Below are 22492 nucleotides of genomic sequence, written 5' to 3'. Positions count from 1 at the left end.
GGGTTCTGGCAGTAGCGTTTCGCGCATGAGACTCGGTGTCCTGGACGTGGGCTCGAACACGGTGCATCTGCTGGTGGTGGACGCCCACCCCGGCGCCCGCCCGCTGCCCGCCCACTCCCACAAGGCCGACCTGCGGCTCGCCCAACTCCTCGACGACAGCGGCGCGATCGGCGACGAGGGCATCGAAAGCCTCGTCGCCGTCGTACGGGACGCCCTCCAGGCCGCCGAGGACAAGGGCGTCGAGGACCTGCTGCCGTTCGCCACCTCCGCCGTGCGCGAGGCCCGCAACGCCGACGACGTCCTCGCGCGCGTCGCCGACGAGACCGGCGTCCGCCTCCAGGTGCTCAGCGGCGCCGAGGAGGCCCGGCTCACCTTCCTCGCCGTCCGCCGCTGGTTCGGCTGGTCCGCCGGGAAGCTGCTCGTCCTCGACATCGGCGGCGGCTCGCTGGAGATCGCCTACGGCATCGACGAGGAACCGGACGCGGCCGCCTCCCTGCCGCTCGGCGCCGGCCGCCTCACCGCGGGCTGGCTGCGCCAGGACCCGCCGACGACGGACGAGGTGCGCGCCCTGCGCCGCCACGCGCGCGCGGAGATAGCCCGCACCGTCGGCGAGTTCAGCCGCTTCGGCGCCCCCGACCATGTCGTCGCCACCTCCAAGACCTTCAAGCAGCTCGCCCGGATCGCGGGCGCCGCCCGCGACGCCGAGGGCCTCTATGTACAGCGCGAACTGAAGCGGGAGTCACTGGAGGCATGGGTGCCCCGGCTCGCCGCGATGTCCGCCCAGCAGCGCGCCGAGCTGCCCGGTGTCTCCGAGGGCCGGGCCGGGCAGATCCTCGCCGGTGCGCTGGTGGCCGAGGGCGCGATGGACCTGTTCGGCGTGGAGAGCCTGGAGATCTGCCCGTGGGCGCTGCGCGAGGGTGTCATCCTGCGCCGCCTGGACCACATGGGACCGGTGTGAGCGCATCCTTCGATGGCGAAGCTCACACCGGCCCGGAGACACCCCTCGTCCCCGGTGCCCCACCCCGTAAGGTGTGTCCGTGGCTGAACCAAGGGACGTAAGGGTCGCCCTGTCGACGGCCTCGGTCTACCCGGAGTCGACGGCGACGGCCTTCGAGATCGCCGCGCGCCTCGGCTACGACGGCGTCGAGGTCATGGTGTGGACCGACCCCGTCAGCCAGGACATCGAGGCGCTGCGCCGCCTCTCCGACCACCACGGCGTACCGATCCTGGCCGTGCACGCGCCCTGCCTGCTGATCACCCAGCGGGTCTGGTCCACCGACCCCTGGACCAAGCTGCGCCGCGCCCGGTCGGCCGCCGAGAAGCTGGGCGCCTCCACCGTCGTCGTCCACCCGCCCTTCCGCTGGCAGCGGCAGTACGCCCGCGAGTTCGTCGACGGCATCTGGCGCATGGCCGACGAGACCGACGTGCGGTTCGCCGTCGAGAACATGTACCCCTGGCGCTACCGCGACCGCGAACTGCTCGCCTACGCCCCCGAGTGGGACGTCACCAAGGACGACTACCGGCACTTCACGATCGACCTCAGCCACACCGCAACCGCCCGCACCGACACCCTCGGCATGATCGACCGCATGGGCGACCGGCTCGGCCACGTCCACCTCGCCGACGGCCGGGGCTCCGCCAAGGACGAGCACCTGGTGCCCGGCCGCGGCAACCAGCCCTGCGCCGAACTGCTGGACCGCCTCACCCGCACCGGCTTCGACGGCCATGTCGTCATCGAGGTCAACACCCGCCGGGCCATGTCCAGCGCCGAACGCGAGGCCGACCTCGCCGAGGCCCTCGCCTTCACCCGCCGCCACCTCGCGGCCGGCGCCCGGGTGACCCGGCCGTGAGCGAGCCCACCGCGCGGCGCCGGGGCCGGCCCCCGCGCGCCGCGTCCGGCGACACCCGCGACCGCATCCTCGGCGCCGCCCGCGAGGAGTTCTCCGAACGCGGCTACGAGAAGACCTCCGTACGCGGCATCGCCAAGGCCGCCGGGGTCGACTCCGCGCTGGTCCACCACTACTTCGGCACCAAGGAGCAGGTCTTCGAGGCCGCCGTCTCGGTCGCCTTCGCGCCCGCCCTCGCCGCGCCGGACGCCATCGCCGAGGGCCCGCTGGACACCGTGGGGGAGCGGCTGACCCGGTTCGTGCTGGGGGTGTGGGAGAACCCCGCCACCCGTACGCCGCTGCTGGCCATCGTCCGCTCCGCAGTCAACAACGACACCGCCGCCGCCGTCTTCCGCCGCCTGATCGCCGCCCAGCTCCTGCGCCGCATCGCCGGGCGCCTGGACGTGCCGGACGCCGAGCTGCGCGTCGAGCTGGCCGCCGCGCAACTGGTCGGCACGGCCCTGCTGCGCTACGTGATCAAGGTGGAGCCGCTGGCCTCGGCCGACCTGGAGCGGATCGTGGCCCGGCTGGCACCGGTGGTGCAGGGGCATCTCACGGGGGAGTGAGCCGGGGGCACGGCTGGAGTGCGGCGAGGGGCACGGCGGGAGTACGGCGGGAGTGCGGCGAGGGGCACGGCGGGAGTGCGGCGAGGGGCGCGGCGGAGCCCGGCCGCCAAGATGTCCGTCCCGCATTCCGGACACTTCGTCCCGCCCCGTGGATGACCGGCGTACGCTCGGCATCAGTCAGAAGTCTCTCTGACCCGACTTCTCACGAAGGAGCGAGCGACGATGCCCGAGCTGAGGTCCCGCACAGTCACCCACGGCCGCAACATGGCGGGCGCCCGCGCCCTTATGCGTGCCTCGGGTGTACCCGGTGCGGACATCGGCCGCAAGCCCGTCATCGCGGTGGCCAACTCCTTCACCGAGTTCGTGCCGGGCCACACCCACCTCCAGCCGGTCGGCCGCATCGTCAGCGAGGCGATCACGGCCGCGGGCGGCATCCCGCGCGAGTTCAACACCATCGCCGTGGACGACGGCATCGCCATGGGCCACGGCGGCATGCTCTACTCCCTGCCCTCCCGCGACCTGATCGCGGATTCGGTGGAGTACATGGTGGAGGCCCACTGCGCCGACGCCCTGGTCTGCATCTCCAACTGCGACAAGATCACGCCGGGCATGCTGATGGCCGCGCTGCGCCTGAACATCCCGACCGTGTTCGTCTCCGGCGGGCCCATGGAGTCCGGCCGCGCCACCCTGGTCGACGGCACCGTGCGCACGCTGGACCTGGTCGACGCGATCTCCGACGCGGTCAACGACAAGATCTCCGACGAGGACATCCTCCGCATCGAGGAGAACGCCTGCCCGACCTGCGGTAGCTGTTCCGGCATGTTCACCGCCAACTCGATGAACTGCCTCACCGAGGCCATCGGCCTCTCCCTGCCCGGCAACGGCTCGGTCCTCGCCACCCACACCGCCCGCCGCGCCCTCTACGAGGACGCCGCCCGCACGGTCATGGACATCACCCGCCGTTACTACGAGCAGGACGACGAGACCGTCCTGCCCCGCTCCATCGCCTCCTTCGCGGCCTTCGAGAACGCGATGGCGCTCGACATCGCCATGGGCGGCTCCACCAACACGATCCTGCACCTGCTGGCCGCCGCCCAGGAGGCGGGCGTCCCCTTCGGCCTCCCCGAGATCGACGCCGTCTCCCGCCGTGTGCCGTGCCTGGCCAAGGTCGCGCCCAACGTGGCGAAGGACCGCACGTACTACATGGAGGACGTGCACCGCGCCGGCGGCATCCCCGCCCTCCTCGGCGAACTGCACCGCGCGGGGCTCCTCAACGAGGACGTGCACTCCGTCCACAGCCCGTCCCTCGCCGACTGGCTGAAGACCTGGGACGTGCGGGGCGGCTCCCCGTCCGCCGAGGCCGTCGAGCTGTGGCACGCGGCCCCCGGCTGCGTCCGCTCCGCCGAAGCCTTCTCCCAGTCCGAGCGCTGGGACTCCCTCGACGAGGACGCCGAGGGCGGCTGCATCCGCTCCGCCGAGCACGCCTACTCCAAGGACGGCGGCCTCGCCGTCCTCAAGGGCAACCTCGCCGTGGACGGCTGCGTGGTGAAGACCGCGGGCGTCGACGAGTCGGTGTGGACCTTCGAGGGGCCCGCCGTGGTCTGCGAGTCCCAGGAGGAGGCGGTCCAGCGCATCCTGACCCAGGAGGTCAAGGACGGCGACGTGGTCGTCATCCGCTACGAGGGCCCCAAGGGCGGCCCCGGTATGCAGGAGATGCTCTACCCGACCTCGTACCTCAAGGGCCGCGGCCTCGGGAAGACCTGCGCCCTGATCACCGACGGCCGCTTCTCCGGCGGCACCTCGGGCCTCTCCATCGGCCACGCCTCCCCTGAGGCGGCCTCCGGCGGCACCATCGCCCTGGTCCAGGACGGCGACCGCATCCGCATCGACATCCCGGGCCGCACCATCGAACTCCTGGTGGACGACGCCGAACTCGCCCGCCGCGAAGCCGAGTTGAACGGGGTCTACGCCCCCGCCAACCGCACCCGCAAGGTCTCCGCCGCCCTGCGCGCCTACGCGGCCATGGCCACCAGCGCCGACAAGGGCGCCGTCCGCGACGTCTCCCTCCTGGGCTGACCCCGTCGGGCCTTTCGGCGGCCGGTGCGCTCAGCGCTCACCAGGCCGCCGGATCACCCGCGTTCACCGCGAACACCGACCCGTCCGGCGCCCCCGCGTACACATGGCCCAACGCCAGCACCGGAGTCGGTAGCCCCGCCGTCACCCGGTCCGCCCGGGCGCCGAGCCGGGGACGGGTCTGGCCCGCGAGGGTGCCCCGGCGGGCGTCCACCGCGAGCAGTCGGCCGTCGGCGGCCGAGAAGTACACCCGCCGCCCGTCCGTCACCGGCGCCGAACCCCGGCTCACCGTCGTCTCCAGGTGCCACAACGGCTTGCCGGCGGCCATGTCCACCGCGTCCAGGCCCCCGTTGGCCGCGAGCAGGTACAGCACCCCGTCCCGCACGGTTCCCTGCGCGTCCGGCCGCGGCCCCAGCAGCGGAACCCGCCGCATGGAGCCCGACTTCACCTCGTAGCGCGCCAGCCCCCTGGTGTCCCCGTACACCGGATCGTCGTCGAGGAAGTACACGAACCCGCCCTCGGCGCCCACCGGTTCGACCATCCCGGACATCCGCTCGCTCCATCGCACCGCTCCGGACGCCGGGTCGAACGCCGTGACCCGCGTGCTCCGCCCGTCCGCCGAGGCCACCGTCGCGTACCCGTCGCTCCCGGCGCCGAAGGCGTCGACACGCGGCCGGGTCCCGTCCGGCAACGGCAGCCGCCACTTCTCCTTTCCCGACCCGCTCTCCGCCCCCATGACCACCCCGTCCGCACGGGTCGTCACCAATGTGTCCCCGATGTACCGCGTCCCGGTGTCCCCGGTCAGCTCCCGCTCTTCACGCGTACGCCCCGTGCCCGGATCGAGGGCCGTCAGACGCCCGCTCTGGTTCCGCAGCCGCAGCGACCCGCCCGACAGCACCGGCGGATCACTCCACAACGCCCCCGCGAACGCCCGCCGCCACACCACGGAACCCTTCACGGGGTCCAGCGCGAAGACCGCCCCGTCCGCCGTGCACAGCAACCTGCCCGCGCCGAGCACGCACCGGGGCGCACCGGGCACCCCGGCCACCGGGTCGGACCGCCACCCGTCGAACCGGGCCGCCGTCACCGCCGGAGCCGCCTGCGGCCGCGCCCCCCGCCCGTGCCCGGCCCACTGCACCGAGGCCGCCACCCCGCCGACGGCCAGCACCGCAGCGGTCGCCGCCAGCACCGCCCGCCCTCGCCACCGACGCCGCTTCGGCGGGGCCGACTCGGGCGCGACACCGGGCTCCTCCTGCTCCTCCTCCCGTGGAGCGGACTCGCCCCCGTCCGCCGTCCCCTCCCGCTGCGCCGGTATGAAGGCCTGCGTGTCGTACGACGCCGCGACCGAACGCAGCGCCAGCATCAGTTCGTCCGGCGTCGGCCGGTCCTCCGGCTCCTTGGCCAGACACCGCCGCACCAGCGGCGCGAGCCCCTGCGGCACCCCGGCCAGCTCCGGCTCGTCGTGCACCACCTGGTACGCCACGACATACGGGCTGTCCGAGTCGAACGGCCCCCGCCCGGTCGCCGCGTGCACGATCACCGACCCGAGCGCGAACACGTCCGCCGCCGGTCCCACCTCCCGAGGCCGCCGGAACTGCTCCGGCGCCATGAACGGCGGCGTACCGATCAACTTCCCGGTCTCGGTGCGCAGTTCGCTGTCCTTCGGCCGGGAGATCCCGAAGTCGATCACCTTCGGGCCGTCCTCGGCCAGCAGCACGTTCCCCGGCTTGAGATCCCGGTGCACCACACCGACCCGGTGGATGTCCCTCAGCGCCTCGGCGAGCCCGGCCATCAGCCGCCGCACCTGCGCGGGCTCCATGGGACCGTTCCGCTTCACCTCCTGCGACAACGTCGGCCCGGGAATGAACAGCGTCGCCATCCACGGCCGCGCCGCCTCCGGGTCCGCGTCCACCACCGGCGCGGTGAACGCACCGCTCACCCGCCGCGCGGCCGCCACCTCCTGCCGGAACCGCCCCCTGAACTCCGGGTCCCGCGCGAACTCCGCGTGCACCACCTTCACCGCCACCCGCATTCCGGAGGCGCTGCGGGCCAGATGGACCACGCCCATTCCGCCGGAACCGAGCCGCGATTCCAGCCGGTAGTGGCCGGCGTACTCCGGAAGTTCCGCTTCCGCGCCGGCTCCGGTGCTGTGCCGTGGCGCCATGGACCACCCCCGTGCTCATCGGCCGCGCGCGCGACGCAAGGAGCCTATTCGATTGCCCGTACGACACCGAGGCGGCTTGCTAACCTCCGCCTGCGAGTCGCGGCGCAGCCGTGGCCCGCCCGCCCGTCCGGCACCCGTGCGTGGGGCCCGGTGAGCGGCGTCACCACCCCGTGGCCGTCACGGGGTGTCACGGGGGAGGTATCTCATGTCCGACGACCACGCGCCCACGATCCTGGCCGAACCGACGGCGGCCACCGCCACGGCCACCGCGCCCCGCTTCCCGACCGCACCGGGCGCCACCCTGAACGTCCGCAGCGGCCCCGGCACCGGATACGGCATCGTCCGCACGCTGCCCGCCGGCTCCAGCGTCACCATCTACTGCCAGACGCCCGGCACCACCGTGACCGGCCCGTACGGCACCTCGAAAATCTGGGACAACATCGGCTCCGGCGAGTACGTGTCCGACGCCTATGTGCACACCGGCAGCGACGGCTACGTGACCGGCCGCTGCGGCTGACGCCCCGCCCCGGAGCCCGCCGGCCGACGGAGCCATAATCGACGCGTGAGCGACGAGACCGGCACCAACGCCACCCCGGCGGGCTCCACGGGCGGCCCCCGCCCCGAACCCCTCCGCTTCTTCGGCACGACCTGGGTGGACCACACCCGCGGCTACGCGGTCCGCCGCGCCGCCGTCGCCATCGGCGCCCTCGCCGCGGCCGCCGTCTCCTGCCTGATCCTGCGCCTCGCCTACCAGGGCCTCCAGATCGCCGGTACCGGTTCCTTCGTGACCGTCCTGGTCATCGTGATGTTCGCGGTGTGCAGCGCGCTCGCCTTCCGCACCACCTGGGACAACTTCGGCCGCCGCCCCGACCCCGAGCGCCAGGCCCGCCTGCGCGGCCTGCTCGCCGTCGGCTTCGTCGGCACCCTCCTCGCCTGGTCCGCCCGCTCCCTCACCGAGGCGCCCGGCGAGAAACTGCACCGCACCGAGTACGACACGGCCCGCGCCGAGTACGAGCGCAGCCAGTCCCGGCGCACGGGCAACCCCGCGAAGGCCCGCAAGAAGCGCCGAGCCTGACCCCGGCGGCACCGGGGCGACCAGCTCGAAACCACTGTCCCCACCGGCCCCACTCTGAGCACCATGGGCGGCATGACCGCACCAGAGGCCCCCACCGCCGGCGCCCGCGCCCACTCCTTCAACGCGGCCGCCGCGCAGTACGCCGAGAACCGCCCCTCCTATCCGCCCGCGCTCTTCGACACCATCGAGGAACTCACCGGGCGCCCCCTGACCGGAGCCCGAGCCGTGGACGTGGGCGCGGGCACCGGCATCGCCAGCGAGCTGCTGCACCAGCGGGGGGCCGACGTGCTCGCCGTCGAGCCGGGCGCGGGCATGGCCGCCGAGTTCCGCCGCCGGAACCCGCACCTCCCGTTGGTCCGGGGGAGCGGCGACGCCCTTCCCGTGGCCGACGCCCAGGCCGACCTCGTCACCTACGCCCAGGCATGGCACTGGACCGACCCGGCTCGCTCGGTGCCGGAGGCGCTGCGCGTGCTGCGGCCGGGCGGCGCGCTCGCGTTGTGGTGGAACACCGACGCCACGGACGTCGACTGGATCGCCGCGGCCGCCACGCGCGCCGCCCGCTTCCTCGGTCTGCCCGTGCACACCGAGCAGCGCAAGGCCGCCGACCGCGTCGTCACCGCCGATCCCAGCGGCCGACTCGCCTTCACCCGGCGCTCGGTCCGCTGGAGCCGTCACGTGCCGCTCGACACCCACCTGGCCAACATCGGCAGTCATTCCGCTTTCCTCCTCGCCCCCGAGGCCGCCCGCACCGAATTCTTCGATGCCGAGCGCGCCCACCTGATCAAGGTCTTCCCCGACGGCCTGGTCGAGGAGACGTACGAGGTGGTTCTGCTCGTCGCCACCACCCCGGAACCCCCGATCCGCCCCTGACCAGCCCCGGAGCCGACCCCGACCCATCCCTGAGCCGAAACCGCCCGACCCTGACACGGCCCCTTGACGGCACCTCGGCTCGGGCACATTATTCATCACGTGATGAATAATGTGCCCGAGTCACCCCAGCCGACGGCACCCGACGCCGTCCGCGCCGCCGGCCTCACCGTCGTACGCGGCACCCGTACCGTCCTCCACGACCTCCGCTTCACCGTCCCCCGAGGCCGGATCACCGGCCTGCTCGGCCCCTCCGGCTGCGGCAAGTCCACGCTGATCCGCTCCATCACCGGCACCCAGGCCAAGGTCACCGGCACCCTCGACGTCCTCGGCAGTCCCGCCGGCCACCCCACCCTGCGCAGCCGCATTGGCTACGTCACCCAGGCCCCCTCGGTTTACGACGACCTCACCGTCGAGCAGAACCTCGACTACTTCGCCGCGATCCTTGACCCGGGCCGCGCCGCCGCCGACCGTCGCCGGGAACACGTCACCCGCGCCATCGCCGACGTCGACCTCACCACCCACGCCGACGCTCTCGCCGGCAACCTCTCCGGCGGTCAGCGCAGCCGCGTCTCCCTCGCCGTAGCCCTCCTCGGCACCCCCGACCTGCTCGTCCTCGACGAACCGACCGTCGGCCTCGACCCCGTACTCCGCCGCGACCTCTGGAACCTCTTCCACGAACTCGCCGACCGCGGCACCACCCTCCTCGTCTCCTCCCACGTCATGGACGAGGCCGAGCGCTGCCACCGCCTCCTCCTCATGCGCGAAGGACACGTTCTCGCCGACGACACCCCCGAGAACCTGCGCACCCGCACCGCCACCGACACCGTGGAGGCCGCCTTCCTGCGCCTCGTCGACGAAGCGGACGACCGCACCAAGGAGCCGACCCGATGAGCACCATCACCCCGGCCGCGTTCAGCCCGGCCCGCACCACCGCCACCGCGGCCCGCGTCCTGCGCCAGCTCCGCCACGACCCCAGGACCATCGCCCTGATGCTCCTCGTCCCCTGCCTGATGCTGGTCCTGCTGCGCTACGTCTTCGACGCCAGCCCGCGCACCTTCGACAACATCGGCGCCTCACTGCTCGGCATCTTCCCGCTGATCACGATGTTCCTGGTGACCTCCATCGCCACCCTGCGCGAACGCACCTCGGGCACCCTCGAACGTCTCCTCGCGATGCCCCTCGGCAAGGCCGACCTCATCGCCGGCTACGCGTTCGCCTTCGGCACCGTGGCCGTCGTCCAGTCAGCCCTCGCCACCGGCCTCGCCGTCTGGCTCCTCGGCCTGGACGTCACCGGCTCACCCTGGCTGCTCCTGCTGGTCGCCCTCCTGGACGCCCTGCTCGGCACCGCCCTCGGCCTTTTCGTCTCGGCCTTCGCCGCCTCGGAGTTCCAGGTGGTCCAGTTCATGCCAGCGGTGATCTTCCCCCAACTCCTCCTGTGCGGCCTCTTCACGCCCCGCGCGGACATGCACCCCCTGTTGGAGGCCGTTTCCGACGTCCTGCCCATGTCCTACGCCGTCGACGGCATGAACGAGGTCCTCCACCACACCGACCTGACCTCGGCCTTCGTCCGGGACGTACTGATCGTCGCCGGAAGCGCGCTCCTGGTACTCGCCCTCGGCGCGGCCACCCTGCGCCGCCGCACCGACTGAGGCCACGTCCGCCCACCGGACAAACGCCCCACCCGCCGTGTCCCCGGTGCGAGGATGAACCGCATGAGCCAGAAAGTCGCAGTCCTCGGCACCGGCAAGATCGGCGAAGCCCTGCTCAGCGGAATGATCCGGGGCGGCTGGGCGCCCGCCGACCTCCTGGTCACCGCCCGCCGCCCGGAACGCGCCGAGGAGCTCCGTACCCGCCATGGAGTCACCCCGGTCAGCAACACCGAGGCCGCCAAGAGCGCCGACACCCTGATCCTCACGGTCAAGCCGCAGGACATGGGCGCCCTGCTGGACGAGCTCGCCCCCCATGTCCCCGCCGACCGCCTGATCATCAGCGGCGCCGCGGGCATCCCCACCTCGTTCTTCGAGGAGCGGCTCGCCGAGGGCACCCCGGTCGTCCGGGTCATGACGAACACCCCGGCCCTGGTGGACGAGGCCATGTCCGTCATCTCGCCGGGCAGCCACGCCACCGAGGAGCACGTGGCCACCGCCGAGGAGATCTTCGGCGCCGTGGGCCAGACCCTCCGCGTCCCCGAGAGCCAGCAGGACGCCTGCACCGCGCTCTCCGGTTCGGGCCCGGCGTACTTCTTCTATCTGGTCGAGGCCATGACGGACGCCGGCATCCTGCTCGGCCTGCCCCGCGACAAGGCCCACGAGCTGATCGTGCAGTCCGCGATCGGCGCCGCGACGATGCTCCGCGACAGCGGCGAGCACCCGGTCAAGCTCCGCGAGAACGTCACCTCGCCGGCCGGTACGACCATCAACGCCATCCGCGAGCTGGAGAACCACGGGGTACGGGCCGCCCTCATCGCGGCCCTGGAAGCGGCCCGCGACCGCAGCCGCGAGCTGGCCTCCGGCAAGAAGGACTGACCCCGGCCAGATCTTTGCGGAGGGGGGTTGACACCCCCTCCCTGGATGCGTAATGTACTCCGAGCTGTCCGACGTGAGCGCCGACTCCGGTCGGTCCCCGGACAGTCATCTCGCAAGGCCCACTACTCATCGGCACTCCGTTGCCGCATGCCCGTGTGCGCATTTGCGAAATGAGGAATCCGTGTTCGAAAGGACGCAGCCCCCGATTAGCTCGGGAGCCGGGAATCCGCTAAAGTCTCACTCGTCGGAACGGCCCAGCGGGCCGGAAAGACAACCCCTTCTGACTGGGAATCAGACGCCGAAAGGATCTGATAGAGTCGGAACCGCCGGAAAGGGAAACGCGAAAGCGAAGAACTGGAAAGCACCGAGGAAATCGGATCGGAAAAAGATCTGATAGAGTCGGAAACACCGAAGGGAAGCCCGGAGGAAAGCCCGAGAGGGTGAGTACAAAGGAAGCGACCGTTCCTTGAGAACTCAACAGCGTGCCAAAAATCAACGCCAGATATGTTGATAACCCCGTCTCCGGTCACTGACTGGGACGAGGTTCCTTTGAAAAAACACAGCGAGGACGCTGTGAACCATCGGACTATTCCTCCGATGGTTCCGCTCTCGTGTGTGTGCACCGGATTACCGGTAAACATTCACGGAGAGTTTGATCCTGGCTCAGGACGAACGCTGGCGGCGTGCTTAACACATGCAAGTCGAACGATGAACCACTTCGGTGGGGATTAGTGGCGAACGGGTGAGTAACACGTGGGCAATCTGCCCTTCACTCTGGGACAAGCCCTGGAAACGGGGTCTAATACCGGATAACACTGCGGATCGCATGGTCTGCGGTTAAAAGCTCCGGCGGTGAAGGATGAGCCCGCGGCCTATCAGCTTGTTGGTGAGGTAATGGCTCACCAAGGCGACGACGGGTAGCCGGCCTGAGAGGGCGACCGGCCACACTGGGACTGAGACACGGCCCAGACTCCTACGGGAGGCAGCAGTGGGGAATATTGCACAATGGGCGAAAGCCTGATGCAGCGACGCCGCGTGAGGGATGACGGCCTTCGGGTTGTAAACCTCTTTCAGCAGGGAAGAAGCGAAAGTGACGGTACCTGCAGAAGAAGCGCCGGCTAACTACGTGCCAGCAGCCGCGGTAATACGTAGGGCGCAAGCGTTGTCCGGAATTATTGGGCGTAAAGAGCTCGTAGGCGGCTTGTCACGTCGATTGTGAAAGCCCGAGGCTTAACCTCGGGTCTGCAGTCGATACGGGCTAGCTAGAGTGTGGTAGGGGAGATCGGAATTCCTGGTGTAGCGGTGAAATGCGCAGATATCAGGAGGAACACCGGTGGCGAAGGCGGATCTCTGGGCCATTACTGACGCTGAGGAGCGAAAGCGTGGGGAGCGAACAGGATTAGATACCCTGGTAGTCCACGCCGTAAACGGTGGGAACTAGGTGTTGGCGACATTCCACGTCGTCGGTGCCGCAGCTAACGCATTAAGTTCCCCGCCTGGGGAGTACGGCCGCAAGGCTAAAACTCAAAGGAATTGACGGGGGCCCGCACAAGCAGCGGAGCATGTGGCTTAATTCGACGCAACGCGAAGAACCTTACCAAGGCTTGACATACACCGGAAAGCATCAGAGATGGTGCCCCCCTTGTGGTCGGTGTACAGGTGGTGCATGGCTGTCGTCAGCTCGTGTCGTGAGATGTTGGGTTAAGTCCCGCAACGAGCGCAACCCTTGTTCTGTGTTGCCAGCATGCCCTTCGGGGTGATGGGGACTCACAGGAGACTGCCGGGGTCAACTCGGAGGAAGGTGGGGACGACGTCAAGTCATCATGCCCCTTATGTCTTGGGCTGCACACGTGCTACAATGGCAGGTACAATGAGCTGCGAAACCGTGAGGTAGAGCGAATCTCAAAAAGCCTGTCTCAGTTCGGATTGGGGTCTGCAACTCGACCCCATGAAGTCGGAGTTGCTAGTAATCGCAGATCAGCATTGCTGCGGTGAATACGTTCCCGGGCCTTGTACACACCGCCCGTCACGTCACGAAAGTCGGTAACACCCGAAGCCGGTGGCCCAACCCCTTGTGGGAGGGAGCTGTCGAAGGTGGGACTGGCGATTGGGACGAAGTCGTAACAAGGTAGCCGTACCGGAAGGTGCGGCTGGATCACCTCCTTTCTAAGGAGCACTTCTTACCGAGTTCGCTCGGTCAGAGGCCAGTACATCGGCGAATGTTCGATGCTGGTTGCTCATGGGTGGAACGTTGATTATTCGGCACACTCACTGCTTTTCTCCTAGTACTGCTTCGGCGTGGAACGGATGAGGGTGGGGAGAGTGTCGGGCACGCTGTTGGGTGTCTGAGGGAATGGTTTTCCTCAGTCGCCGGCCCCAGTGCACTCGGACCGTAAGGGTTCGGGGTGATGGGTGGCTGGTCGTTGTTTGAGAACTGCACAGTGGACGCGAGCATCTGTGGCCAAGTTTTTAAGGGCGCACGGTGGATGCCTTGGCACCAGGAACCGATGAAGGACGTGGGAGGCCACGATAGTCCCCGGGGAGCCGTCAACCAGGCTTTGATCCGGGGGTTTCCGAATGGGGAAACCCGGCAGTCGTCATGGGCTGTCACCCGCTGCTGAACACATAGGCAGTGTGGAGGGAACGAGGGGAAGTGAAACATCTCAGTACCCTCAGGAAGAGAAAACAACCGTGATTCCGGGAGTAGTGGCGAGCGAAACCGGATGAGGCCAAACCGTATACGTGTGAGACCCGGCAGGGGTTGCGTGTGCGGGGTTGTGGGATCTCTCTTCTGTCGTCTGCCGGCGACAGGACGAGTCAGAAACCGTTGATGTAGGCGAAGGACATGCGAAAGGTCCGGCGTAGAGGGTAAGACCCCCGTAGTCGAAACATCAGCGGCTCGTTTGAGAGACACCCAAGTAGCACGGGGCCCGAGAAATCCCGTGTGAATCTGGCGGGACCACCCGCTAAGCCTAAATATTCCCTGGTGACCGATAGCGGATAGTACCGTGAGGGAATGGTGAAAAGTACCGCGGGAGCGGAGTGAAATAGTACCTGAAACCGTGTGCCTACAAGCCGTGGGAGCGTCGGATATGTGCTTGCACATATCTCGTGACTGCGTGCCTTTTGAAGAATGAGCCTGCGAGTTTGCGGTGTGTTGCGAGGTTAACCCGTGTGGGGAAGCCGTAGCGAAAGCGAGTCCGAATAGGGCGATTCAGTAGCGCGCTCAAGACCCGAAGCGGAGTGATCTAGCCATGGGCAGGTTGAAGCGGAGGTAAGACTTCGTGGAGGACCGAACCCACCAGGGTTGAAAACCTGGGGGATGACCTGTGGTTAGGGGTGAAAGGCCAATCAAACTCCGTGATAGCTGGTTCTCCCCGAAATGCATTTAGGTGCAGCGTCGTGTGTTTCTTGCCGGAGGTAGAGCACTGGATAGGCGATGGGCCCTACCGGGTTACTGACCTTAGCCAAACTCCGAATGCCGGTAAGTGAGAGCACGGCAGTGAGACTGTGGGGGATAAGCTCCATGGTCGAGAGGGAAACAGCCCAGAGCATCGACTAAGGCCCCTAAGCGTACGCTAAGTGGGAAAGGATGTGGAGTCGCAGAGACAACCAGGAGGTTGGCTTAGAAGCAGCCACCCTTGAAAGAGTGCGTAATAGCTCACTGGTCTAGTGATTCCGCGCCGACAATGTAGCGGGGCTCAAGCGTACCGCCGAAGTCGTGTCATTGCAGCGTATAGCCCCAACGGGTGCTGTGATGGGTAGGGGAGCGTCGTGTGCCGGGTGAAGCAGCCGCGGAAGCGAGTTGTGGACGGTTCACGAGTGAGAATGCAGGCATGAGTAGCGATACAAACGTGAGAAACGTTTGCGCCGATTGACTAAGGGTTCCTGGGTCAAGCTGATCTGCCCAGGGTAAGTCGGGACCTAAGGCGAGGCCGACAGGCGTAGTCGATGGATAACCGGTTGATATTCCGGTACCCGCTGTGAAGCGTCAAACATCGAGCATCGTGATGCTAAGGCCGTGAAGCCGTTCCGGACCCTTCGGGGAATGGAAAGTGGTGGAGCCGCCGGCCCAAGCGGTTAGTAGGTGAGTGATGGGGTGACGCAGGAAGGTAGTCCAGCCCAGGCGGTGGTTGTCCTGGGGTAAGGGTGTAGCCCGAGTGGTAGGCAAATCCGCCACTCATCAAGGGTGAGACCTGATGCCGAGCCGATTGTGGTGAAGTGGATGATCCTATGCTGTCGAGAAAAGCCTCTAGCGAGTTTCATGGCGGCCCGTACCCTAAACCGACTCAGGTGGTCAGGTAGAGAATACCGAGGCGTTCGGGTGAACTATGGTTAAGGAACTCGGCAAAATGCCCCCGTAACTTCGGGAGAAGGGGGGCCATCACTGGTGATCCGTTTTACACGGTGAGCTGGGGGTGGCCGCAGAGACCAGCGAGAAGCGACTGTTTACTAAAAACACAGGTCCGTGCGAAGCCGTAAGGCGATGTATACGGACTGACGCCTGCCCGGTGCTGGAACGTTAAGGGGACCGGTTAGTCACAATTCGTTGTGGCGAAGCTGAGAACTTAAGCGCCAGTAAACGGCGGTGGTAACTATAACCATCCTAAGGTAGCGAAATTCCTTGTCGGGTAAGTTCCGACCTGCACGAATGGCGTAACGACTTCTCGACTGTCTCAACCATAGGCCCGGTGAAATTGCACTACGAGTAAAGATGCTCGTTTCGCGCAGCAGGACGGAAAGACCCCGGGACCTTTACTACAGTTTGATATTGGTGTTCGGTTCGGCTTGTGTAGGATAGCTGGGAGACTGTGAAGCATGCACGCCAGTGTGTGTGGAGTCGTCGTTGAAATACCAGTCTGGTCGTGCTGGATGTCTAACCTGGGTCCGTGATCCGGATCAGGGACAGTGTCTGATGGGTAGTTTAACTGGGGCGGTTGCCTCCTAAAGAGTAACGGAGGCGCCCAAAGGTTCCCTCAGCCTGGTTGGCAATCAGGTGTTGAGTGTAAGTGCACAAGGGAGCTTGACTGTGAGACCGACGGGTCGAGCAGGGACGAAAGTCGGGACTAGTGATCCGGCGGTGGCTTGTGGAAGCGCCGTCGCTCAACGGATAAAAGGTACCCCGGGGATAACAGGCTGATCTTCCCCAAGAGTCCATATCGACGGGATGGTTTGGCACCTCGATGTCGGCTCGTCGCATCCTGGGGCTGGAGTCGGTCCCAAGGGTTGGGCTGTTCGCCCATTAAAGCGGTACGCGAGCTGGGTTTAGAACGTCGTGAGACAGTTCGGTCCCTATCCGCTGTGCGCGTAGGAATATTGAGAAGGGCTGTCCCTAGTACGAGAGGACCGGGACGGACGAACCTCTGGTGTGCCAGTTGTCCTGCCAAGGGCATGGCTGGTTGGCTACGTTCGGGAGGGATAACCGCTGAAAGCATCTAAGCGGGAAGCCTGCTTCGAGATGAGTATTCCCACCTCCTTGAGAGGGTAAGGCTCCCAGTAGACGACTGGGTTGATAGGCCAGATATGGAAGCCTGGTAACGGGTGGAGTTGACTGGTACTAATAGGCCGAGGGCTTGTCCTCAGTTGCTCGCGTCCACTGTGTTGGTTCTGAAACCACGAACAGCCTCATGTGCCACACATGACGGTTTGAAAAGTTTCATAGTGTTTCGGTGGTCATAGCGTGAGGGAAACGCCCGGTTACATTCCGAACCCGGAAGCTAAGCCTCACAGCGCCGATGGTACTGCAGGGGGGACCCTGTGGGAGAGTAGGACGCCGCCGAACTAATTTTATGGGAAACCCCCGCACCTTTTGGTGCGGGGGTTTTCTGCGTTCAGGGTCCTTTCGAGCAGGGTCATTTAGGGTCGGGGATATGCGCTATGACCTCATCCTCTTCGACAACGACGGCGTCCTGGTGGACAGCGAGCCCATCTCCAACCGGCATCTCGCCGCCTACCTCACCGAGTTGGGGCACCCGACGACCTACGGGGAGTCCCTCCGGGACTACATGGGCGCCGCCATGCACCGGGTGCACGACCTGGTGCTGGAGCGGACGGGGGAGCGGCTGCCCGCGGACTTCGACGATGTCTTCCACGCGCGGGTGTTCGCGGCCTTCGAGGAGGAGCTGCGGCCCGTGGCCGGCGTCGAAGGGGTGCTGGAGAAGCTGACCGCTGACGGGGTGCCGTACTGCGTGGCCTCTTCCGGGAGTCATGAGCGGATTCGGGTCGGGCACCGGGTGACCGGGCTGGACCGGTGGTTCGACGACGACCGTATTTTCAGCTCGCAGGACGTCGGCCGGGGCAAGCCCGCTCCCGATCTGTTCCTGTACGCGGCCGAGCGGATGGGAGTCGCCCCCGAGCGGTGCCTCGTCGTGGAGGACTCGCCGCTGGGCGTACAGGCGGCCGTGGCGGCCGGGATGGACGTGTACGGGTTCACCGCGATGACCCCGCCGGAGAAGCTCGCCGGGGCGACTCAACTGTTCTCCAGCATGGGCGAGTTGGCTGACCTGCTGGTGTGACCGTGGCCATCGGGCGGACCTGACGGATGTCATGCCGACCTCTGGACGTTCGTTTCTGTCGGCGGGACCCCCTCGGCCGCGAAGCTGAGGGCATGACGAAGAACACGGGGAACCAGGACCAGGACACGAAGCGCCAGGACCAGCAGCGCCGGCCGAGCGCGCTGGAGAACTTCAAGCCGCTGCTCATCGACGTGGCGCTGCCGCTCGGCTCGTACTACGTCTTCAGGGAAGCCTTCGGGATGAGCACCTTCGCCGCGCTCGCCTGGAGCAGTGTCGGGCCCGCGCTGCGGACCGTGTGGAGCCTGGTGCGGGAGCGGTCGGCCAATGGGCTCGCGTCGCTCATCCTGACCGTGAACGTGGTCGGGCTGGCGCTCAGCTTCGTCTCCGGGGACCCGCGGCTGATGCTCGCCAAGGACGGGGCGGTCAGCAGCACGGTCGCCCTCGGCATCCTGGTCTCCGTGGCGCTCGGGCGGCCGATGATGACCGAGGGGATGAAGCCGTTCCTGGTGAAGGGGGACTCCGCCAGGGAGGGTGCCTGGCAGCGGCTCACCTCCGGGACCGCAGCCGGGTCCGCCGACTTCCGGGGCAGGGAGCGGGCGTTCTCGCTCGTGTGGGGGGTGGCGCTGCTCATCGAGTGCGTGGCGCGTGTGGTGGGGGCGTACACCGTTCCCGTCGACACCATGGTGTGGCTCGGTGGGGTGCTGATGGCCGTGGTGATGGTGGTGACCTTCGTGGTCAGCGGCGCGGTCGCGGCCGGACCGATGGAGCGGCTGCTGAGCGAGGAGGCCACCGCTGAGCCCGCAGAGCCCACCGAGCCGGTCCAGGCCGGCCGCACGAAGCTCGCCGCCGCAGCCTGACTCGAGCCCGACCGGCCGAAGATGAGCGCAACTCATCTTTGGCCGGATCTGTTCAGCGCACCGCCCGGGGCCCTACGCTCGCCGCCATGACTGACGTGCTGCGGCGGGGCAGGGCCTCGCTGGCGTTCGGTTTCTTCGTGCAGGGCGTCGCCTTCGCGCTGCTGGTGACGCGCATCCCGGCCATGCAGGAGCGGTACGGGGTGTCCGACGCTCTGCTGCCGGTGTTCCTTGCGGCCGTACCGATCCTGGCCGGGGTCGGGAGCGTGACGACCGAGCGGCTGGTGCGCCGGGTGCGGCCCAGTCGGCTGCTGCGCTGGTCCCAGCCGGTGGTGCTGCTGGCGCTGCTCGGTGTCGGTGCCGGGGATCAAGTGGCCGAGCTGGCAGTGGTGCTGGGGGTGTTCGGGCTGTCCGTGGGGATGCTGGACGCCTCCATGAACATGCTCGGGGTGAGCCTTCAGCGGGCGTACGGGCGCAGCATCATGCTGAGCTTCCACGCGGCGTACAGCCTGGGCGGCATTCTCGGGGCCTCGCTCGCCTGGGTGGGCGCGCACGAGGAGTTGACGCTGTGGATGTCGTATCTCCCGGTCGTGGTCGTGCTGTTGCCGGCGGTGCTGGTGGGGAGTCGTTGGTACGTCGACGGCGAGGGGGCGCAGGAGGAGACGGGCGAGGCCAAGGGCGTCGCCTTCCGGTTGCTGTTGCCGCTGTGTCTGGTGATGACGTTCGCGTACATCGGGGACTCGACGGTCTCCAACTGGAGCGCCAAGTACGTGAAGGACGTGCTGGGCGGGTCGGAGCAGTTGGCGACCGTTCCCTACAACGTGTACATGGTGACGACGCTGGTGGGGCGGGCCGTCGGCGATCTCGGGGTGCGGCGGTTCGGGGCCGTGGCAGTGGTGCGGCTGGGGGCGCTGGTGGCGGCCTGCGGGTTCGTGGTGGTGGCGGTGGCGCCGGGGGCCTGGGTGGGGATGCTCGGGTTCACCCTGCTGGGGATCGGGCTGTGCGTGCTGGTGCCGCAGACGTTCGCGGCGGCGGGGCGGTTGTTCCCGGGGGCGTCGGACGCGGCGGTGGCACGGCTCAACATCTTCAACTACGTCGGTTTCCTGGTCGGTTCGCCGTTGGTCGGGGCGCTCGGGGACGCCTGGAGCTACCGGGGCGCGATGCTCGTACCGATGGCACTCGTGCTGGTGACGACGGTGTACGCCCGGTCGTTCGCGTCCGGGGGCGACCGATACGGTGGCGGGCATGAGCGGCCGCGCACAGTTGATGTGGGACGAGGCAGTAACGGGCTATGACTTCGGCCCGGACCATCCGATGGCTCCGGTGCGGCTGGAGCTGACCCGGAAGCTGGTGGCGGCCCTCGGCCTGGACCGGGAGCTGGAGATCGTCGCGGCCAAGCCGGCCGGGGAGTCGACGCTGCGGCTGGTGCACCGGGAGGACTACATCGACGCGGTGCGGGCCGCGTCGGCGGACCCGAGTGTGGCGGACGGGTCGTACGGGCTGGGGACGGTCGACGATCCGGCGTTCGCCGGTATGCACGAGGTGTCCGCGCTGATCGCCGGGCAGTCGGTGGCGGCGGCCGAGGCGGTGTGGCGGGGGGACGCGGACCACGCGGTGAACTTCGCGGGCGGGCTGCACCACGCGATGCCGGGCGGGGCGTCCGGGTTCTGTGTGTACAACGACGCGGCGCTGGCCATCGCCCGGCTGCTGGAGCTGGGCGTGGAGCGGGTCGCCTATGTGGACGTGGACGTGCATCACGGGGACGGGGTGCAGGCGGCGTTCTGGGAGGACCCCAGGGTGCTGACGGTCTCGCTGCACGAGCATCCCCGGACGCTGTTCCCGGCGACCGGGTGGCCGCAGGAGACGGGTGCCGGTGCGGGGGAGGGGGCGGCGGTGAACGTGGCGCTGCCCGCCGGGACCGGGGACGCCGGCTGGCTGCGGGCGTTCCACGCGGTGGTGCCGGAGCTGCTGGCGGAGTTCCGGCCGCAGGTGCTGGTGTCGCAGCACGGGGCGGACACGCACTTCGAGGACCCACTCGCGCATCTCGCGGTCTCGCTGGACGCGCAGCGGGCGGTGCAGGTGGCCTGCCACGAGCTGGCGCACACCTACGCGGACGGCAGGTGGCTGGCGCTGGGCGGCGGCGGGTACGCGGTGGTCGACGTGGTGCCGAGGTCGTGGACGCATCTCGTGGGCATCGCGGCCGGGCGGGAGATCGCGCCGGAGACGGTGATCCCCGAGGGCTGGCGGCAGGAAGTGTACGCGCGGACCCGGCAGCTGGGGCCGCAGCGGATGACGGACGGCCGCTGGCCGGTGAGTTGGGCAGCCTGGGAGTCGGGGTACGACCCGGCCGACCGGCTCGACCAGGCGGTACTGGCCACCCGGCGCTCGGCGTTCCCGCTGCGCGGTCTGCTGGCGTGAAAGTCACCGCCGGGCGCGGCGAGTAATCGTTACGCCAACCGTGCGGTCTTTGCCCGTTCCGCCTCCGGGCGCCCGCCCGATGGGCCACGATCGCACCCGTGTTGGACACCGGTGCCCTGCGCGCGCACCTGCTCGCCGCCCGTCTCGCCGGTGAGGTCGCCACCGCGCGGGAGGACAGCCTCCGCAACTACCGGCTGTTCGCCGCGCGCGACCCCCGCGCGCTGATCGGGATCGATCCCGAACGGTCCTGGGGGCAGCGGGAACTGCTCGGTCTGATGGCGGACCGGTGCGGGGTCTCGGCCGATCCGCTGCATACTTCGGGCCGGGACGTGATCGACCCGGAGCGGACGCTGGCCGCGCTGGACGCCTTCGCGCTGGTGATCGCCGGCGCGGCCCGGCGGGGAGTGCCGGTGCTGTTCGGCACCGGGCACCCGCGGCAGCTCCTGGGGTTCTACGCCGCGCTCGCGGACGCGGTGTCGGCGGCGGGATGTGAGATTCTCACCCCCGCGCAGGGTCGCTGTGTCGACATATTGACCCGGTTCGGTCTACGCACGCACCACCTCGACTACGTACGAGGGGTTGCCCTGGTGCGGGAACCGGCGAGCGGGCGCCGGGGTGGTGAGCCGGGTGCGCACAGCCATTCCCCGCTCCCGGTTCGGCTCGCGCTGGCGGCCGCGGCGGAGTCCGGCGGGCCCCTGCCCGGACTGGTGGTCGGAGATCACGGATGGGTCTGCGGTGCAGGTCAGTTGGGGTTCGAGGCGATCGGCCTGGCCGACTCCGACGACCCCGCGCCCTTCGTCGGGGAGGCCGAGGGAACGGTGTCCGTCGTCGTTCCGCTTGACGACGCCGTACGGTCTGGTCACTACCGCCCGCTCACCCGCTACGTACTCAAACGAGCGTGTCTGTCACAGTAGGCCGCCGATGGGGACACCTCTTCCCCATTCGCATCACCCGCCCCTAGTCTGGGGAGTGAGCACGCAACGACGAAGAGTCACCGGAAGGGGAAGCCGGTGGCCGTCGAGTGCGGAAGGTTCAGGTGTGTCATGGCTGGTGCAGGCGAGAGGCCGTTGAACGAGGTCCAGTTCCTCACCGTGGCGGAAGTCGCCTCGGTGATGCGAGTGTCGAAGATGACCGTGTACCGCTTGGTGCACAGCGGTCATCTGCCCGCGATCCGGGTGGGGCGGTCCTTCCGTGTCCCCGAGCAAGCGGTTCACGAGTACCTGCGGGAGAGCTACGTGGGGGTGGAAACGGCCTGACGGCGGTCCGGAAGATCCCGGAACAAGCCCTCGATTACGACCACGGCGCTCGGGCGGGTAGGCTGACCCCTCGTAGGTCGTATGGGCCCATGGCGCCCAGCAACCGAGTCATGAGAAGTGAGCGAGGGTAGTCGTGGGCTCTGTTATCAAGAAGCGGCGTAAGCGGATGGCCAAGAAGAAGCACCGCAAGCTGCTCAAGCGCACGCGCGTTCAGCGCCGCAACAAGAAGTAAGCGGCACCGCGCGAAGACGCGTACCCGGTGGCCCCCCGTCCGACAAGGACGGGGGGCC

Annotated in this window: 18 protein-coding genes and 3 rRNA genes; 20 read left to right on the top strand and 1 reads right to left on the bottom strand. The window is 68.3% G+C overall.

The features are described from left to right. The first annotated feature begins 25 nt into the window (after positions 1 to 25). The 4 genes from OG448_RS13295 (at position 26) to ilvD (ending at position 4528) form a co-directional block, all read left to right on the top strand. Positions 26 to 958 carry a Ppx/GppA family phosphatase gene (locus OG448_RS13295; protein ID WP_405553768.1) on the top strand — a complete coding sequence of 311 codons (933 nt, stop codon included), beginning with the start codon at positions 26 to 28 and terminating at the stop codon, positions 956 to 958. Positions 959 to 1037: 79 nt separating this feature from the next. Beyond that, positions 1038 to 1850, top strand: coding sequence for a sugar phosphate isomerase/epimerase family protein (locus tag OG448_RS13290; RefSeq protein ID WP_405553767.1), 813 nt, complete (start codon positions 1038 to 1040; stop codon positions 1848 to 1850). Next, the gene (locus OG448_RS13285) at positions 1847 to 2452 is read left to right on the top strand and encodes a TetR family transcriptional regulator (RefSeq protein WP_405553765.1); all 606 of its coding nucleotides are present in this window, start codon (positions 1847 to 1849) and stop codon (positions 2450 to 2452) included. The genes OG448_RS13290 and OG448_RS13285 overlap by 4 nt, the downstream gene beginning before the upstream one ends. A gap of 222 nt (positions 2453 to 2674) precedes the next feature. Next, positions 2675 to 4528, top strand: a complete 1854-nt coding sequence (ilvD, locus tag OG448_RS13280; RefSeq protein ID WP_405553763.1) for a dihydroxy-acid dehydratase — start codon at positions 2675 to 2677, stop codon at positions 4526 to 4528. 37 nt (positions 4529 to 4565) lie between these two features. On the opposite strand, the gene OG448_RS13275 is transcribed toward ilvD, so the two are convergent. After that, a complete protein-coding gene (locus tag OG448_RS13275; protein WP_405553762.1) occupies positions 4566 to 6689 on the bottom strand; it encodes a protein kinase domain-containing protein in 2124 nt (707 codons plus the stop codon). Between the two features lie 205 nt (positions 6690 to 6894). On the opposite strand from OG448_RS13275, the gene OG448_RS13270 reads away from it, so the two are divergent. From OG448_RS13270 to OG448_RS13195, 16 genes are all read left to right on the top strand, one after another. Beyond that, positions 6895 to 7206: an SH3 domain-containing protein gene (locus OG448_RS13270; protein ID WP_405553760.1), complete on the top strand. Its 312-nt coding sequence runs from the start codon at positions 6895 to 6897 to the stop codon at positions 7204 to 7206. A 45-nt stretch (positions 7207 to 7251) separates the two neighbouring features. After that, positions 7252 to 7764 carry an EamA/RhaT family transporter gene (locus OG448_RS13265; protein WP_405553758.1) on the top strand — a complete coding sequence of 171 codons (513 nt, stop codon included), beginning with the start codon at positions 7252 to 7254 and terminating at the stop codon, positions 7762 to 7764. 72 nt (positions 7765 to 7836) lie between these two features. Continuing rightward, the gene (locus OG448_RS13260) at positions 7837 to 8634 is read left to right on the top strand and encodes a class I SAM-dependent methyltransferase (RefSeq protein ID WP_405553756.1); all 798 of its coding nucleotides are present in this window, start codon (positions 7837 to 7839) and stop codon (positions 8632 to 8634) included. 102 nt (positions 8635 to 8736) lie between these two features. Then, a complete protein-coding gene (locus OG448_RS13255; protein WP_405553754.1) occupies positions 8737 to 9525 on the top strand; it encodes an ABC transporter ATP-binding protein in 789 nt (262 codons plus the stop codon). After that, on the top strand, positions 9522 to 10283 hold the full coding sequence (locus OG448_RS13250) for an ABC transporter permease (RefSeq protein ID WP_405553752.1): 762 nt from the start codon (positions 9522 to 9524) through the stop codon (positions 10281 to 10283). Before OG448_RS13255 ends, OG448_RS13250 begins: the two co-directional genes overlap by 4 nt. Positions 10284 to 10346: 63 nt before the next feature. After that, complete coding sequence (proC, locus tag OG448_RS13245) at positions 10347 to 11159, top strand: pyrroline-5-carboxylate reductase (RefSeq protein ID WP_405553751.1); 813 nt, start codon at positions 10347 to 10349, stop codon at positions 11157 to 11159. 640 nt (positions 11160 to 11799) lie between these two features. Next, positions 11800 to 13325: ribosomal RNA gene (locus OG448_RS13240) — 16S ribosomal RNA — on the top strand. Between the two features lie 293 nt (positions 13326 to 13618). After that, positions 13619 to 16740 (top strand): 23S ribosomal RNA (locus tag OG448_RS13235). A gap of 84 nt (positions 16741 to 16824) precedes the next feature. Further along, positions 16825 to 16941, top strand: a 5S ribosomal RNA gene (gene rrf, locus OG448_RS13230). The 16S, 23S and 5S rRNA genes sit together here, the layout of an rRNA operon. 88 nt (positions 16942 to 17029) lie before the next feature. Further along, positions 17030 to 17674, top strand: coding sequence for an HAD family hydrolase (locus OG448_RS13225; RefSeq protein ID WP_405553749.1), 645 nt, complete (start codon positions 17030 to 17032; stop codon positions 17672 to 17674). A 92-nt stretch (positions 17675 to 17766) separates the two neighbouring features. Continuing rightward, entirely contained in the window at positions 17767 to 18531 is a 765-nt protein-coding gene (locus OG448_RS13220; protein ID WP_405553747.1) for a VC0807 family protein, read from the top strand. 38 nt (positions 18532 to 18569) lie between these two features. After that, positions 18570 to 19823 carry an MFS transporter gene (locus OG448_RS13215; RefSeq protein ID WP_405553745.1) on the top strand — a complete coding sequence of 418 codons (1254 nt, stop codon included), beginning with the start codon at positions 18570 to 18572 and terminating at the stop codon, positions 19821 to 19823. After that, a complete protein-coding gene (locus OG448_RS13210) occupies positions 19774 to 20946 on the top strand; it encodes an acetoin utilization protein AcuC (RefSeq protein ID WP_405553744.1) in 1173 nt (390 codons plus the stop codon). The genes OG448_RS13215 and OG448_RS13210 overlap by 50 nt, the downstream gene beginning before the upstream one ends. A gap of 98 nt (positions 20947 to 21044) precedes the next feature. Beyond that, on the top strand, positions 21045 to 21860 hold the full coding sequence (locus tag OG448_RS13205) for a phosphatase (protein ID WP_405553742.1): 816 nt from the start codon (positions 21045 to 21047) through the stop codon (positions 21858 to 21860). 129 nt (positions 21861 to 21989) lie between these two features. After that, positions 21990 to 22202, top strand: a complete 213-nt coding sequence (locus OG448_RS13200; RefSeq protein ID WP_051781202.1) for a helix-turn-helix domain-containing protein — start codon at positions 21990 to 21992, stop codon at positions 22200 to 22202. A gap of 133 nt (positions 22203 to 22335) precedes the next feature. Next, positions 22336 to 22434 (top strand): 30S ribosomal protein bS22, encoded by a 99-nt coding sequence (locus OG448_RS13195; protein ID WP_003948845.1) that lies wholly within the window; start codon positions 22336 to 22338, stop codon positions 22432 to 22434. The last annotated feature ends 58 nt before the right edge of the window (positions 22435 to 22492 follow it).

This window comes from Streptomyces sp. NBC_01171, from assembly GCF_045039805.1.
Classification (GTDB): domain Bacteria; phylum Actinomycetota; class Actinomycetes; order Streptomycetales; family Streptomycetaceae; genus Streptomyces.
The sequence above is the reverse complement of the archived record's forward strand: the minus strand, read 5'-3'. Positions and strand labels throughout refer to the sequence as shown.